The organism is Pseudoflavonifractor sp. An184, assembly GCF_002160305.1.
Classification (GTDB): Bacteria; Bacillota; Clostridia; order Oscillospirales; family Oscillospiraceae; genus Lawsonibacter; species Lawsonibacter pullicola.
Window position 1 is genome coordinate 1 of sequence record NZ_NFKI01000001.1, and the last position, 15,863, is coordinate 15,863.

15 protein-coding genes are annotated in these 15,863 nt (G+C 56.0%); 12 read left to right on the forward strand and 3 right to left on the reverse strand.

All coding sequences use genetic code 11. The annotated features are described in order from the left end of the window. The 5 genes from B5F19_RS00005 to B5F19_RS00025 form a co-directional block, all read left to right on the forward strand. On the forward strand, positions 1 to 354 hold a 354-nt coding region (locus B5F19_RS00005), incomplete at its 5' end, for a response regulator transcription factor (protein ID WP_140394121.1). Between the two features lie 119 nt (positions 355 to 473). Next, positions 474 to 1,082: a class I SAM-dependent methyltransferase gene (locus B5F19_RS00010; protein WP_087286210.1), complete on the forward strand. Its 609-nt coding sequence runs from the start codon at positions 474 to 476 to the stop codon at positions 1,080 to 1,082. A gap of 65 nt (positions 1,083 to 1,147) precedes the next feature. Then, positions 1,148 to 1,708: a TetR/AcrR family transcriptional regulator gene (locus tag B5F19_RS00015; protein ID WP_087286213.1), complete on the forward strand. Its 561-nt coding sequence runs from the start codon at positions 1,148 to 1,150 to the stop codon at positions 1,706 to 1,708. Between the two features lie 85 nt (positions 1,709 to 1,793). Beyond that, positions 1,794 to 3,128, forward strand: coding sequence for an MATE family efflux transporter (locus tag B5F19_RS00020; RefSeq protein ID WP_087286216.1), 1,335 nt, complete (start codon positions 1,794 to 1,796; stop codon positions 3,126 to 3,128). 76 nt (positions 3,129 to 3,204) lie between these two features. Further along, positions 3,205 to 3,648: a winged helix-turn-helix domain-containing protein gene (locus B5F19_RS00025; protein ID WP_087286218.1), complete on the forward strand. Its 444-nt coding sequence runs from the start codon at positions 3,205 to 3,207 to the stop codon at positions 3,646 to 3,648. A 210-nt stretch (positions 3,649 to 3,858) separates the two neighbouring features. Here B5F19_RS00025 and B5F19_RS00030 read toward each other — a convergent pair whose 3' ends face one another. After that, positions 3,859 to 4,821 carry an AraC family transcriptional regulator gene (locus B5F19_RS00030; protein WP_087286221.1) on the reverse strand — a complete coding sequence of 321 codons (963 nt, stop codon included), beginning with the start codon at positions 4,819 to 4,821 and terminating at the stop codon, positions 3,859 to 3,861. 187 nt (positions 4,822 to 5,008) lie between these two features. On the opposite strand from B5F19_RS00030, the gene B5F19_RS00035 reads away from it, so the two are divergent. From B5F19_RS00035 to B5F19_RS00065, 7 genes are read left to right on the forward strand one after another with little or no spacing between them, the layout of a single operon-like run. After that, complete coding sequence (locus B5F19_RS00035) at positions 5,009 to 5,620, forward strand: MptD family putative ECF transporter S component (RefSeq protein ID WP_087286222.1); 612 nt, start codon at positions 5,009 to 5,011, stop codon at positions 5,618 to 5,620. Next, positions 5,617 to 6,342 (forward strand): energy-coupling factor transporter transmembrane component T, encoded by a 726-nt coding sequence (locus B5F19_RS00040; RefSeq protein ID WP_087286225.1) that lies wholly within the window; start codon positions 5,617 to 5,619, stop codon positions 6,340 to 6,342. Before B5F19_RS00035 ends, B5F19_RS00040 begins: the two co-directional genes overlap by 4 nt. Continuing rightward, positions 6,339 to 7,817: an energy-coupling factor ABC transporter ATP-binding protein gene (locus tag B5F19_RS00045; protein WP_087286228.1), complete on the forward strand. Its 1,479-nt coding sequence runs from the start codon at positions 6,339 to 6,341 to the stop codon at positions 7,815 to 7,817. Before B5F19_RS00040 ends, B5F19_RS00045 begins: the two co-directional genes overlap by 4 nt. 3 nt (positions 7,818 to 7,820) lie before the next feature. Then, entirely contained in the window at positions 7,821 to 9,584 is a 1,764-nt protein-coding gene (locus B5F19_RS00050) for an ABC transporter ATP-binding protein (RefSeq protein ID WP_087286231.1), read from the forward strand. Continuing rightward, positions 9,577 to 11,331, forward strand: a complete 1,755-nt coding sequence (locus B5F19_RS00055; protein WP_087286233.1) for an ABC transporter ATP-binding protein — start codon at positions 9,577 to 9,579, stop codon at positions 11,329 to 11,331. The genes B5F19_RS00050 and B5F19_RS00055 overlap by 8 nt, the downstream gene beginning before the upstream one ends. A gap of 12 nt (positions 11,332 to 11,343) precedes the next feature. After that, a complete protein-coding gene (locus B5F19_RS00060) occupies positions 11,344 to 11,712 on the forward strand; it encodes a metal-dependent transcriptional regulator (protein ID WP_087286237.1) in 369 nt (122 codons plus the stop codon). Between the two features lie 57 nt (positions 11,713 to 11,769). Next, positions 11,770 to 12,219, forward strand: coding sequence for a response regulator transcription factor (locus B5F19_RS00065; protein WP_087286240.1), 450 nt, complete (start codon positions 11,770 to 11,772; stop codon positions 12,217 to 12,219). A 136-nt stretch (positions 12,220 to 12,355) separates the two neighbouring features. Here B5F19_RS00065 and B5F19_RS00070 read toward each other — a convergent pair whose 3' ends face one another. Both B5F19_RS00070 and B5F19_RS00075 read right to left on the reverse strand, forming a co-directional pair. Then, positions 12,356 to 14,086: an ABC transporter ATP-binding protein gene (locus B5F19_RS00070; protein ID WP_087286242.1), complete on the reverse strand. Its 1,731-nt coding sequence runs from the start codon at positions 14,084 to 14,086 to the stop codon at positions 12,356 to 12,358. Further along, positions 14,083 to 15,825 (reverse strand): ABC transporter ATP-binding protein, encoded by a 1,743-nt coding sequence (locus tag B5F19_RS00075; protein ID WP_087286246.1) that lies wholly within the window; start codon positions 15,823 to 15,825, stop codon positions 14,083 to 14,085. Before B5F19_RS00075 ends, B5F19_RS00070 begins: the two co-directional genes overlap by 4 nt. Positions 15,826 to 15,863 lie beyond the last annotated feature (38 nt).

Below are 15,863 nucleotides of genomic sequence, written 5' to 3' on the forward strand. Positions count from 1 at the left end.
CTGAAGGGTAAAAGGGCAGAGGTAGTCGATGTTGCTGCCCCTGCGACCTCCGTGCTGCGCATCGGGGAACTGGAGCTCCATCATAAGCACCGCCGGGTGCTCATGGCGGACAGGGAAGTGGAACTCAATCATGGGGAGTATGCCATGCTCTACTGCATGGCCAGTTCACCAGGGCAGGTGTTCTCCAAAGCGCAGCTCTATGAGGCCGCTTGGGGCGAGGAATATCTACGCGGGACAAACTCCGTGGAGAATACCATCTGGCGGCTGAGAAGAAAACTGGAGGAGGACCCCAGGCATCCGGCGTACATCAAAACAGTGGTGGGGACAGGGTATCGTCTGGATTATCCGCATTGAAGAAGAGGGGAGAAGCGATAGTTAATCTTTTACTTGTAATTAGCAAAAAATGAATGAACATTATTCATTGACATTTCAAAAAAGGGTGCTATACTAATTGGTGGAAAGGAGGTCAAACCATGAACACCATAAAAGAAAACTCGAAAGCTGCATTTAATCAGCAGGCTGCCACCTATGATAAAGATATTAAGGGCCAGCACGCCCGCTCTCTTTATCCCGTCCTGCTGGAAAAGCTGTCGCACATTCCGTTTCAATCTGCCCTCGATTTGGGATGCGGGACTGGTGAAGTGCTAAAGCTCATTTTGCAGAAAGATCCCCATAAAGAATTGTGCGGCATTGATCTATCAGAGGAAATGCTTGCTGTTGCGAAATCGAAACTACCGGAACAAGTCAAGCTATTGTTGGGGGACAGCGAGGCACTCCCTTTCCCGGACAACGCCTTTGATGTTGTGTATTGCAACGACTCTTTTCATCATTATCCTGCACCGAAAGATGTATTAAGAGAGATAAACCGAGTATTGAAGCCGGGCGGCACTTTCCTGATGGGAGATTGCTGGCAACCTTTTGTAGGTCGCGTGATCATGAATTTTTATGTGCGTCATAGTAAAGAAGGAGATGTGAAGATTTACTCTGAAGCCGAACTCGTCTCCATGCTTTCAGCATTTTTTCATAATGTATCATGGGAAAAGGTTGGTAACACGGCGTGTATTGCTATGGGTGAAAAATGATTGATATTCACTCATTGATTTTTTAGAAAGGGAGTGCTATCATAGAAAGAAAGGAGGCTCAGACTATGCGGGTTACAAAGGAGCCGGAAATACGCAAGCAGGAGATTTTAGATACTGCCCTCAAATTGTTCGGGGAAAATGGATATGAAAAGACCTCGATTACGGATATAGCAAAAGCAATCGGTGTGGCACAGGGTCTATGCTATCGCTATTTTCCGTCTAAAGAGGCGCTGTTTGACAGCGCGATTGAACAATATGCGGATGTCCTGGTGGAGCAGTTTATCGGTGCTGAAAAGGACGATCACAAGACCTTACGGCAGATCATTGAAGATATGCCTGCCACTATGGAAGAACGGGACACAAAATATTATTCAGTCTTTCACGGCGCAGAAAACAAGAAATTCCACGATCAGCTTTCTCTCAAAGTCTGTGAGAAGTTGGTTCCGCTTGTAGAAAAATTGTTGCTACGCGCTCGGCAAAAGGGTGAAATCCAGTTTGATGATATTCAGGCCGCTGCGATGTTCTGTGTATATGGGCAGCTTGGTATCCTGCTGGCAGACGATTTGACACAAGATGATAAGTCAAAAAGGATCCGTGAATTTCTTATATTTGCATTACACCTTTGAAACTGATCCCCCGCTCTGGGGCGGGGGATTTTTAAGGACCTGTTAATGAATGTTATTCATTCAATTATTAAGAAAGGTGATTATCATGCCAACTAAAATCGACTTTATAGGCGGGAACACAAAGCGTTGCCTTATGGCGATGGCGCTCCCGATGATTGCCGCCATGTTCCTCAATATGATGTATAACCTTGTAGACAGCCTGTGGATCGGAAATTTGCTCGGAGAAACGGCTTATGCCGCTTTGACAAACTCCACTCCTATCATTCTGATCTTAACCTCTGTTGCGATGGGGGCGACTAATGGTGTGTCGATCCTGATCTCCCAGGCGATTGGCGCAAAGGATAAGAAAAAGACAGAAAGTTTGATTGCCACATCATTCAGCGTTGCGGTAGCTTTCTCCTTTCTCGTGACGATTTTGCTTGAGGCTTTGCTTCCGGGAATTTTGAAGGTTTTGAACACCCCAGCTGAAACTTATGATATGGCATACAGCTACTTGGCGATCTATATCCTCGGATATTTGGCGGTTTACCTTTACCTTTATTTTACCGCTGTATTGAGGAGCTTCGGCAATTCTATGTTTCAAGCAGTAGCCATGCTGGTGTCAACAATTTTGAACGCGATCCTCGATCCTATTTTTATCCACTTCATCGGATTTCACGGCGCGGCGATTGCTACACTACTTTCTCAGGTAATTTGCTTACTGTTCATGCTGGCCTATCTGAAAAAGAAGAATCTGTTTGCGTTCAAAATCTCTGCATTTGATAAGAGTGATATATTGCCACTTATTCAGAAGGCAATTCCTTCTGTCATTCAGCAAAGCATCCCGGCCATCAGCACAACTTCTCTCACCGCACTTGTCAGCACATATAGCGTCACTGCAATAGCGGCTTATGGGGTAACAGGAAAATTGGAAACCATACTTTTCTACCCGGCGATGGCGCTAAACATGGTCTTAACTACCATCATCGGGCAGTGCGTTGGCGGAAGTCGATACGACAGGGCTAAAGACTATCTGAAATGTGCATTGGGTTACGGCTGTGGTTTGCTTGTAATTCTTTCTGTTTTGGTGGTCGGGTTTTCAAGACGGCTTTCCGTTCTATTTGTTCGCAGTGAGGATGTGGCCACTATCGTTGGAACATATTTTTTGATTGTCAGCATTGGATATGTTCTTAATACCGTCACAAATTGCTATTTAGGTGCCCTCAATGGTATGGGAAAGCCATCAAAGAGTATGTTTTTGATGATTTTCTATTACATTGCAGTCCGGATTCCTCTGGCCTATTTACTTTCCTATCTGGGCTTTGGCCTAAATGGAATTTGGGTTGCGGTTCTGGTCAGTCATGTGGTGGCCAGTGTCACCGCATTTACAATGAATCATCTAAATCAGAGTCATTTTGGAGCCACCCCGACAAGGATGTAATCACTTCATTTTGAATCATAATCTTTATTGTATTGAATTGAGATATCCAGATAACGAAACAATAGAGGTGAGCAGCATGGAGAAGATTATCGTCATCCGGGCCACTGACCCGGACGGCAGCGTGTTCCAGGCCGTCATGGACTCGCTGAAGGGTAAAAGGGCAGAGGTAGTCGATGTTGCTGCCCCTGCGACCTCCGTGCTGCGCATCGGGGAACTGGAGCTCCATCATAAGCACCGCCGGGTGCTCATGGCGGGCAGGGAAGTGGAACTCAATCATGGGGAGTATGCCATGCTCTACTGCATGGCCAGTTCACCAGGGCAGGTGTTCTCCAAAGCGCAGCTCTATGAGGCCGCCTGGGGGGAGGCATATCTCCACGGAACAAACTCCGTGGAAAATATCATTTGGCGTCTGAGAAGAAAGTTGGAGGAGGATCCCAAACATCCGGGTTACATCAAGACGGTAGTGGGTGCAGGCTATAAAATAGATATTCATAACAGGCAATCGGGAATGGAAGATTGAAAGGAACTGGATGCCACCCATTAAAGGGCGGTATCCAGTTCCTTTTTGCTATGCAAAAGCATAGCAAAAGCGCCCTGTGCCGTCTCTGACGGCACGGCATGGAATTTCAGCGCGTGGGCCGGAGACGGCCCACATGCGCGAAACTTCATGTGCCGCTTACTTTTGCCTGTTATCGTGGTGCGCCCACGGCGCATGAAGTTTCATGCCCTATTACCGGCTTCCCACTTTCCGGAACTCTCCCGGCAGCAGCCCGGTGCTCTTCCGGAACAGCTCCGCAAAGCGGCTGGAGGTGGAGTAGCCAACGGTCTGAGCGATCTGGCCGATGGATAAGTCTGTGTTGGTCAGCAGGTACTCCGCCTGGCTCATGCGGCGCTGCTGGATGTACTCTGTGATGGTGCAGTCGTAAACCTTTTTGAAACTGCTCTTGAGTTTCGTGGTTCCCATGCAGGCGATCTGCGTCAGCCGCTCCATGGGGATCTCCGCGGCATAGTGGTCGCTTAGATAGGCGGCTACGGTCTGGATACGCTCCAGATCCGACTGGGATAACTTGCTGGGGGTTGCCGGCCTTTTCTTCTGATACTCAACCACAAGGGACAGGGCCTCCGCCACCTTGCTCTCATAGAACAGCTTGGCGGCGATCCCATCCCCGCGATAGTTCTGGACTTCAGAAAGCAGTCTGGACATCTCCGGGAAATCAGTGGTCTGGTCGATTTTGCGGAACGCCTCCACTGGGTTTCGGTATTCTTCCGGGTATTGCTTCTTGAGGTAGTCCTCATAGTAGGCCGGCATGATCTCGATGCCGATGGAGTGGATGGGGATGTTCTTGTGGATCAGAACCTGATACGGTTCATACCCGCCGATATAGGTCTTGATGCACCCGGCGGACAGCCGGCGGTAGGGCGACAGCTCTTCCCCGGAGATGGAGTCATAGCGAGTAATGCTCAGGCACTCCGGCAGGGAGAACTCCAGCAGGGAGTCCTTATGGAAGAAAAAGTTGTGGATCTTAATGTCGTAGAGGTCCTTCTGTCCATAGGTCCAGTAGGAACCCTCCCCGATTTCCTGGGAGATTTTCCAGCAGAGGCCCAAGGCCCCATACTGGTGATCGTCGGGGTCGGGGGTAAAACCGTGGCCCTTCAGCATGGATACATAGTATGGCTCCGTCATTTCGGGCATAACAAAAGACTCGCCTCCTCTTTACAACGGTTGGACGAACTTTTGCAACGAAGAGACGAACCTCGTCTCAAACCCTTGCAAGATGTCCAGACCACGTGTAGTGTATAGGCGATGGTTAGCGACATCTAACCGAATGGTAGCACATCGCCTATGAAAAGTCAACACGTTATGAAACAGGAGGAAAACTATGAGCAGCCAAGCCAATTCACTGAAGAAGGGCCTTACGGTCAAGGACCTTGTGACCACCGGCATTTTCAGCGCCATCTTTTTTGTCTTTACGTTGATTGGCGGTCTGCCCTTTGCGCCAAACCCGGTTCTGACCTTTTACATGCCCATGGGTGCGGCGCTGCTGTGCGGCCCCATCTATTTGCTGATGGTCGCTAAGGTGCAGAAACGCTGGAGCGTCACCATCCTCGGCATCATCATGGGAATCATCTGGTTTGCCACGGGGATGCACTGGGCGTTCTCCCTGGGGTACATCGGCATGGGGATCATTGCGGACCTTGTGGCCGGCGCCGGTCACTACCGCAACAAGGCCATCAACCTGCTGTCCTACATGCTGATCTCCCTGGGCGGCATCTACACCTATGTGGTATTCTTTATCGACCCGGAGGGCTGGGCCAGCACTATGCTGGATAACGGCACGGAGCAGTCCTACATTGACACCATGAGCGCCTCCGCGCCCTCCTGGCTGCTGGCGGTCATCGTCGTCGGCACGCTGGTCATCGCGGCCTTCAGCGGGTGGATCGGCGGCAAGATGCTGAAGAAACAGTTCGAGAAGGCTGGGATCACCGCATGAACGGCGGAACATCCCCACGGCAAAGACTCTGGCTGGATCCAAGGACGAAAATCCTGCTGCTCCTGCTCTGCATCCTCTCCGCCATGATGGCCCTGTCCCTGTACTATGAGCTGGGACTCGTGGTGCTGATTGGGCTGTTTGGCGCCTGCTGCGGAAAGTGGAAGTACGCCTGGAAGGGCGCGGCGTTCTACGGGCTGATCGTCCTGCTCACCTTCTGGATCATGGATACCATGACCGGGACCTGGCGCACCATGTTCATCACATTCCTCGGCCTGTTCCACAAGGTGTACCCCTGCGGGATGCTGTCAGGCATCGTCATCTCCACCACTAAGGTCAGCGAGTTTTTGTCAGCCATGAACCGTGTCCATGCGCCGAAAAATCTGGTGATCCCGCTGGCGGTCATGCTCCGCTATATCCCCACCATTCAGGAGGACTGGCGGTTCATCAAGGACGCTATGCGGCTGCGGGATGTGTCGCCGTCCCTGAAAGGACTACTGACCCATCCCGGCATGACCGTAGAGTGCATCTACGTCCCGCTGATGATGGCGGCATCCAAGGCGGCGGATGAACTGTCCATCGCCTCCATCACCCGGGGAATCGAGAACCCAAAACCAAGGACCTGCCTGGTGCAGATCCGCATGGGGCCGGCGGATGCGGCGGCAATTCTCTGTTTTGGCGCCTTTTTCGCGGCGGGCCTCTATGGGAAGGGGGTATTTGGATGATCGAACTGAAACAGGTATCCTTTACCTATCAGGGGCAGGAGCATGACGGCCTCCGGGACATTGACCTGACCATCGCGGATGGGGAGTGCGTCCTGCTCTGTGGGCGCAGCGGATGCGGCAAGACTACCATCACAAGGCTGGTGAACGGACTGATCCCTCAATTTTACCAGGGAGAACTTCAGGGCCGTGTGCTGGTAGACGGGCAGGAGATCAGCAGCCTCCCCATGTACCAGATCGCCGCCAAGGTGGGGTCAGTGTTCCAGAATCCCAGAACGCAGTTTTTTAACGTGGACACGGACAGCGAGATCGCCTTCGGCATCGAGAATGAGGCCCGGCCGCCCTGGGAACTGGCGGAGCGCGTGGAACAGACGACGGAGGACCTGCACATCCAGAGTCTCCGCGGCCGCAATATCTTCGAACTGTCCGGCGGGGAAAAGCAGAAGATCGCTTTCGCATCCGTCTACGCCATGAACCCAGAGATCTACCTGCTGGATGAACCATCTTCTAACCTGGATATGACCTCCATCCAAGAACTACGGGAGCATCTGCGGCTGATCAAAGGGCAGGGAAAGACCATTTTGATTGCGGAGCACCGGCTCTACTACCTGATGGACATAGCAGACCGGATCGTGTATCTGGACCGAGGAGAGATCAAAGGGATATTCACACCGGAAGAGCTCCGTCGGCTGTCCCAGGCACAGCGGGAACAGATGGGGCTGCGGGCAACGGATCTGATGGACGTCCTCCCGCCGCCCGGCCATGCCCCGGTCCGGGGATCGGTGCTGTCGTTGAACGATGTCTCCCTGCGCTATAAGAGGCGCACCATCCTTCACGGGATCGGCCTTTCCGCCGGAAGGGGAGAGGTCATCGGCGTGGTGGGCCACAGTGGGGCCGGAAAGACCACATTCTCTCGGGCCCTGTGCGGGCTCCACAAGGACTGTGACGGTCAGTTCCAGTGGGACGGCAGGCCTATGGAGCGCAGGGATCGGCTCAAGCAGTCCTACATGGTGATGCAGGACGTAAACTACGAGCTGTTCGCCGAGAGCGTGGAGGCGGAGTGCTCCTTCGGCATCCGGAACCCGGACAAGGTTTTGGTAGACGCCACCCTGAAGGAGCTGGGGCTGGCTCAGTGCCGGGAGCGCCATCCCAATACCCTGTCCGGCGGACAGAAACAGCGGGTGGCCGTGGCCGTCAGCATGATCTGCGGAAAAGACCTGCTGGTATTCGATGAACCCACCAGCGGCCTGGACTTTGACAGCATGGCTCAGGTGGCGGCGCTGATCCGCCGCCTATCCGACATGGGAAAAGTCATCTTCATCGTCACCCACGACTTTGAATTTATCTGCCGCACCTGCTCCCGGGTCCTGCACTTTGACGAGGGCGAGATGCCCGATGATGTCCCTGTTGCCATGGAAGCCCTCCCGAAATTGAGAGAGCTGTTCTCTGTTTCAGTTTCAAATGGAAAGGAGAGATGACCGATGAAACAGAAAAAGGTCAACCGCGTGGCCCTGCTGCTCCACTGGGCGGGGGAGCAGAAAGCCTGGCTGTTTCTGGCAGTCTTTTTGTCAGCGGCCGGAGGGCTGTGCATTGTTGTCCCCTATATGGGGATCTATCAGCTGATGGATGCCGCCTTCAGCGGGACCTGTACCACCGAATTGGTGGTACGGATCGCGGCGATGATCGCTGTGGCCGTGGCCTTGCGTTTTGTGCTGTTTGGCGGCTCCGGGGTAGCCGCCCACAAAGGCGCCTACGGGGCGCTGTTCAAGGTGCGCTGCATGGTGGCGGAGCACATGGCCCGGGCGCCCCTGGGCGCTCTGAATGAGCGGCGCACCGGGGACATCAAGACGGTGCTGAACGAGGATATTGAGAAACTGGAACTGTTCCTGGCCCACAACCTGCCGGATCTGGTGTGCTATCTGGTAGGACCGGTGGTGGTCTTTGCCTACCTGATGACCGTCAATATCCCCCTGGCGCTGGTCTCTCTGGTGCCGCTGATCCTGGCCGTCGCTGTGATGGGGGTCATGTTCCGCAATACGGATGACCTGATGGACCGGGCCAACCGCTCCATCAGCACCTTGAACTCCGTCATGATCGAGTACATCAACGGCATGAAACTGATCAAGGCCTACAACATGGGGAGCAAGTCCTTTCAAAAATTCTCCGATGCCATCCGCGAGGAAAACGCCATGTGGAATGAAACTTCCCGGCGGATGGGGCCGCCTTATGCGGCCTTTGTGGTCATTATCGAGTGCGGCATGCTGCTGATGGTGCCTCTTGGCGGGATGTTTTTCCTGAGAGGCTCCCTAACGGCCAGCGCCTTTCTGCTGTTCCTCTATGTGGGTTCCCTGTACCTGACCGAGATTCGGCCCCTGCAAGAGCTGGGAACCAACTTCGCCAATGTGCTGGGCGCTGTCACCAAGGCAAAGGAGATCCTGGACATCCCTGTCTATCAGGGCGGGAGCGACTTCCCCGAAAGCCACGACATTGAACTGCGGAACGTGCGGTTTTCCTATGACGGCAAGACCGACGTGCTGCAGGGCGTCAACCTGAAAATCAGAGACGGGGAGCGTATGGCCCTGGTGGGGCAGTCCGGCGCCGGCAAGAGCACCATTATTGAACTGGTCTCCCGGTTCTATGATGTGCAGGAGGGCGAGGTGCTGATCGGCGGGAAAAATGTGCAGGAGCTGGACTACGACACCATTCTAAAAAACGTGGCCATTGTGTTCCAGAAGACCTTCCTGACCCGGGACAGCGTTTTGGAAAACATCCGCATGGGGAGCAGCGCCAGTCTGGAGGAGGTGCGGGCGGCCGCGAAAGAGGCACAGATCGACGACTTTATCATGTCCCTGCCGGATGGCTACGACACCAAGGTGGGCAGCTTCGGCTCCCGCTTCTCCGGCGGCGAAAAGCAGCGCATCGCTATCGCCCGGGCCATCCTGAAAAATGCCCCGATCCTGATTTTGGACGAGGCCACCAGTGCCTCCGACCCGGAAAATCAAATGGAGATCGACAAAGCCATCCAAAATCTCTGCAAGGGCAAGACCGTCATTGTGGTGGCCCACCGGCTCAGTGCCCTGAAACTGTGCGACCGGGTGGCCGTGGTGGAAAACCGCACGATTACCAGCGTGGGCACCCATGAGGAGGTTCGTCGAAAGAACGCCTACTACCGGAAAGCATGGGAGGACTATGAAAAGGCCCGGAACATCACCTATCAGCTGGAAGGGGGCGAGGACAATGGGTGAGCACAAGGTGAATAGCTCCGAAGGAGCCAGAGAGAGCGGCGTGGGCCATGAGGTTTTGAAGAAGAACCGAAACTTCTATATCGGCGTTGCGGGGACCGTGCTGGAGGGCATGCTCTCCGGCAGCCTCTTCATGCTGCTCTATGCGGTGATGCAATTCTTGTGGTCTGGTCGGTTCGACATGGATCAGGCCCTGGTGCTGACCGGTGTGATTGCCGGGATCTTCCTGCTCCGTATCCTGATTTACAGTTATGGCTATACCAAGGCCCAAATCGGCGGTGCGGAGGTCAGCCGGAACATCCGCCTCTTCATGGGGGACCATCTCAAACGCATCCCGTTATCCCGGTTTACCCAGGGGCAGACCGGCGACTACATCAACACTATCACCAGCGACGTCAATAACTATGAAAAGATTTTGACCCATAAGATCGGGGACCTGGCGAAGAGCTTCGCCCTGTCCCTCATGCTGATCGTGTTTGTCATGACTGTCTACGTCCCCGCCGGGCTGATCCTGCTGGCGGCGGATCTGCTGCTGATCCCCGGCCTGTGGCTATCCTTCCGCATGGTCCGGAAATACGGCCAGGAGAAGAACGACATCTGCGCGGAGAACGTCAGCAGCATTGTGGAGTATGTATCCGGTATTCAGACCTTCCGGGCCTACGGTGTGGGCGGTCTGAAGAATAAAACCGTCATTGACGCCATGCGGGCATTCTGCCGCATCAGCTATGTGTATGAGGCCAAGGTGCTCCCGGTGGGGGCGGGACTGAGCATCCTGACCTGGCTGGCCTGCCCGCTGGTCATCTGGGCAGCGTATGCGCCATGGGCGGCCGGGACACTGGATACCGTGTCCTACCTGCTGATCTGTATGCTGCCCCTGTTCTGCGCGAAGCTGGCCAACACCATTTTTGTGGATCTCACCAGTTATAAAAACCTGATGATCTCCAAAAACAAAATCCTGGGCGTCATGGAGGAGCCGGAGGAGAGCGGCAGTATGGAACCGTTCCAGACGGATACCCATGAGATCACCTTTGACCATGTGGATTTTGCGTATGTCCCCGGAGAGCCTGTGCTGAAGCAGGCCACATTTACAGTACCGGACCAGAAGCTCACCGCCATCGTGGGGGACTCCGGCTCCGGCAAGTCCACTATCCTGAACCTGATTGCCAAATACTATGAACCCACCGGCGGCACTATTGCGATTGGCGGTAGGCCCACGGGCCATGTGGCGGCGGAGCGGGTGCTGGAGCAGATCTCCATGGTGGATCAGGATGTGTTCCTCTTTGATGACACCATCCGTGACAATATCCACCACGCACGCCCTGATGCCACCGATGGGGAAATCGAGGCGGCTTGCCGGGAGGCCAACTGCGACGGCTTTATCCGCAGCATGGAGAAGGGCTATGATACCCCCACAGGGGAGAATGGCAATCTGCTCTCCGGCGGTGAGCGCCAGCGCATCTCCATTGCCCGGGCCATTTTGAAGAACAGTCCCATTCTGCTGCTGGACGAGGCCACGGCGTCCCTGGACATCGAGAACGAGCTGGCGGTGAAACAGGCCATTGCCAATCTGCTCAAGGAGAAAAAGACCGTGGTGATGATTGCCCATACCCTGTCCATTGTCAAGAATGCGGACCAGATCCTGGTGGTAGCAGACGGGAAGATCGCAGAGGCCGGTACCCATGAGGAGCTGCTGGCCAAGAACGGGAAGTACGCGGCCATGTGGCAGGCAGAGCAAAAAATATCCGCCTGAGGGGAGGACGCCATGAAACTCCACGCATCTGGAGAGGATTACCTGGAGGCCATTCTGGTGCTCCAAAGGCAGAAAGGCATGGTGCGCTCTGTAGATGTGGCCCGGCACCTGGAGGTCACAAAGCCCAGCGTCTGCAATGCGGTGGCGACCCTGCGGGACGGAGGCTTTCTCACGATGGACGAGGACTATTCCCTGCATCTCACCGATGTGGGCCGGGAAGTGGCAGAGCAGACCTATGAGAAGCACCGCTTCTTTACCGACCGGCTCATTGAGGCGGGCGTAGACCCGGACACAGCTGAGCGGGACGCCTGCCGAATCGAGCACGTCATCAGCGACGAGAGTTTCCGGTGCTTGAAAGCCGCGGCAAAGTTAAAATCTTGAGCATAGCAGGGAGGAGGCCATTCGCTCGGCCTCCTCCGTCTTGCGGAGGGGGAGAGATTGGCAGAGATCATCGTCATCTATGCGCAGGATCCGGACGGCAGCGTGTTCCAGGCCGTCATGGACGCGCTGAAGGGTAAAAGGGCAGAGGTGGTCGATGTATCCAATCTGTCCGCCTCCGTGCTGCACATCGGGGATCTGGAGATCCATCACGAGCAACGCCGGGTGCTCATGGCAGGCAGGGAAGTGGAGCTCAATCATGGGGAGTATGCCATGCTCTACTGCATGGCCAGTTCACCAGGGCAGTTGTTCTCCAAAGCGCAGCTCTATGAGGCCGCTTGGGGGGAGGAATATCTCCACGGAACAAACTCCGTGGAAAATATCATTTGGCGGCTGAGAAGAAAACTGGAGGAGGACCCCAAACATCCGGGATACATCAAGACGGTGGTGGGGATGGACTATAAAATAGACATTGATGGCGAAGAGCAGGAAATTAAAAATGGAATATAGCAGATGGCTGATGCAGAGGCTGAAGGATGTTCCGGTCATCCGGCTTATGTGAAAACAGCGGCTCGCATCACAATAACTGGATCAGCGCCAGGCTGCGCAAGATTGTTGCAGCCTGGCGCTGATTTTTCATAAAGATTTACAGCGACCACTTGCCGGCCTCGGCCCTTTGAGTTACAAAGTTCCGGTAGATGCCCTCCTGGCCGATCAGGTCCTCATGGGTGCCCCGCTGGACGATGCGGCCCTGATCCAGCACCAGGATCTGGTCGGCGTTGCGAACGGTCTTCAGCCGGTGGGCGATCATCAGCACGGTCTTTTCCCGGGTCAAAGCCTCCATGGCCTTTTGAAGCTGGTCCTCGTTCTCCGGGTCCACGTTGGCGGTGGCCTCGTCGAAGATGACGATGGGAGCATCCTTCAGCAGACACCGGGCAATGGAGATCCGCTGCTTCTCACCACCAGACAGGGTAGCCCCGCTCTCACCGATGACCGTGTCATACCCTTCCGGCAGGGCGGAGATGAAGTCATGGCAGCAGGCCTTCTTCGCCGCATCCATCACCTGCTCGTGGGTAGCGTTGGGACAGCCGAACTTGATGTTGTTCTCAATGGTGTCATGGAAGAGGTACACCCGCTGGAACACCATGCTCACCTGTTTCATCAGGGATTCTAACGTGTATTCCCGCACATCCCGGCCGCCGATGGCGACCCGGCCGCCCTCCACGTCCCAAAACCGGGTGATCAGGTTGCAGAGGGTGGTCTTGCCGGAGCCGGAGGGCCCCACGATAGCGGTGGTGGTCCTGTCCGGGATGGTGAGGGACACATCCTTCAAGATGGGCCGGCTGCCGTAGGAGAAGTTTACATGGTCGAACACGATGTCGTGGGAGTCCGGATGGAGCGCCGCGCCGTCCTGGTCCATCTCCGGAATTTGGTCCGCCTGGTTGGCGTGGTCGATGGAACTGCCCACCAGCCGCAGGGCGGACACACCGCTGCCGGCGGACTGAATCTGAGAGAAGATCAGGAAGGAGATGATCACCGCCATCAGAGCGTTGGCCAGAGTCAGGCTGCCATTCAGGTACAGCCACACGGCGGCAGCCAAAATCACCACACTGAACAGGTGGAGGGCCATCTCCTGGGCCCAGATGTAGGGGGTGAACAGCTTTTCCACCGCCAGATTGTTGACGCGGCTGTCCTCCAGGGCCTGACGGATCCGTTTGTCCCCCTTGCCGGTGAGGTTGAAGGACTTGATGACGCTCATTCCCTGGAGCTGCTCCAGAACCGCCTCTACCAGCCGGGCCTCGTCCCGCTGCCGCTTGGGCGCGATTTTGGCGGACTGTTTCTCCATGCGGGAGAGGAGCAGCAGGTACAGCGCCATCCCGGCCAGAGCCAGCAGGCCGATGCGCCAGTCCCAGAACAGCACGCACAGCAGCATGACGGCGGAGTTGATGAGCCCGCCCAGGATGGTGACCAGCACCATGGCCCCGGCGCTCTCCACCTCGTCCAGGACGGTGGTGGCGATGCCGGTGAGTTCCCCTAAACTCTGGTCATTGAAGTAGCCCATGGGGATGCGCTTGAGCTTATCGCCCATGCTTAGGCGCTTGTTGGCCGCCATGAAATACCCGGCGTGGGTCTGCTGGAGCTGACTGAACCGATTCATGATCGCCCGCCCCAGAATACTGACCAGCAGCAAGGCCAGGGCCTCCCAGGCCGGGGCGACAGAAGTGGAACCGTCCACCAGAGCCAGGACCACTACATAGATGGCGGCGATCTGGAACATGTGGAAGATGGCATAAAAGAACCCCAGCACCATAGACTTGCGGATATTGCCTTGCTCTTCACCGGCAAAGCGCCAGATCTTTCTCAAAACCTCGATCATGCCTGCTCTCCCTCCTTTACACCCATGTGAGCCTGCCACATCTCACGATAGAGGGGGCAGGTTTCCAAAAGATTCTCATGCTTGCCGGCGGCCTCGATGCGTCCGCCGTTCACCACTACGATCTGGTCCGCGCCGGTGATGGTGCTCAGGCGGTGGGCGATGACCAGCACCGTCCTGCCCGCAACCAGCTTGCCCACTGCACGCTGGACCAGGGCCTCGTTTTCTGGGTCAATGTAGGCTGTGGCCTCATCCAGCACCACGATGGGGGCATCCTTCAGCATGGCCCGGGCGATGGCAATGCGCTGCCGCTCCCCGCCGGAGAGGTGGGCGCCGCCTCCGCCCACGATGGTGTCATAGCCCTGTTCCAGGGCCCGAATGAAATCGTCGCACCCGGCGGCCTTCGCCACAGCCTCCACCTCCTGGTCGGCGGCATTGGGGCGGCCCATGCGGATGTTCTCCCGGACGCTCTCGTCAAAGAGGTAGTTGTCCTGGGACACAAAGGCCACCTGGTCATAGAGCTGGGGAAGCGGGATTTTCTTCAGATCCTGCCCGTCCAGGGTGATGGCGCCGGCGGACACATCCCAGAACCCGGCGATCAGTTTGGCGATGGTGGACTTGCCGGAGCCGGAGGGGCCCACAAAGGCAGTCATGGTGCCGGCGGGGATGGTGAGGGACACGTCGTGGAGGACCTCCTTGTCCGCGTGGTAGCCGAAGGACACATGGGAGAGGGCGATGTCCCGCCCCTGGAACTGCACCGGGGCGTTCCCGTGGTCCTGCTCCTGACCGTTCAAAATCTCGTCCACTGAGCCCACGATAGTTCCCACCTTGGCCAGGCTGTCCACAAAGTCCATGGCGGACAGCAGCGGTCCGGCGATGCCCAGGGACAGCACGATGGTGGTGATGAAGGTCTCCACCGGCAGGCTCCCGCCGGCATACAGGAGCCAGCCCACCGGCAAAATGGTGATCATGGTGGTGGGGGAGATGGCCTTGGACAGGGAGATGGGCAGCTGGCAGCTTTTCATCCAGTGGTAGAAGTAGGAGGCGTTGGCCTTTACGCTGTCGGAAAACCGGGCGTAGGACTGCTTCCCCTGATTGAAGGCCTTGATGACCTCAATGCCGCCGATGTACTCCACGATGGCGCTGTTCATGGCCTGGGTGGTCTTGACGGAGCCCTCGTACTGCTTGCCGTAGCCCGCCATCACCGCCATCATGAAGGCCATGCCCACCGGGATGGACACCAGGCTCAGCAGGGCCATCCGCCAATCCAGCACGAAGAGGTAGATCAGGATGCAAACCGGCCCCAGCACGTTGGCGGTCATCTCCGGCAGCAGGTGGGCCAGGGGCCGCTCCATGCTCTCCACCTGGTCAACGATGACCTGCTTCATCTGGCCGCTGGAGGTATCCAGGATGGTGCCGAGAGGCATTCTGGGGAGTTTCTCCAAAATTTTCTCCCGGATGGACTTCAGAATGGAGAAGGTAGCCTTATGGGAGATGGACAGGGCCAGGGAATACAGGCTGGCCCGCAGTAGGAACCCTGCCAGGGCCACGGCGCACCAGGTCAGGTAGAACGAGAATTCCTGTCTGCCGGACAGCAGGCCGAGAATGATCTGGGCGGCGGCGAAGTAGGGGGCCATGCCGCACAGCACCCCCACCACGGCGGACAGGATGGCCTGAATCAGGCTGCCGTGCTGTGCCTTACCCAGTTCCCATAGCCGAAGCATGGGATTTTGTTGCTTCATCGTGAATTCCTCCTTAATGGTTAGTGATTGCTAACTTT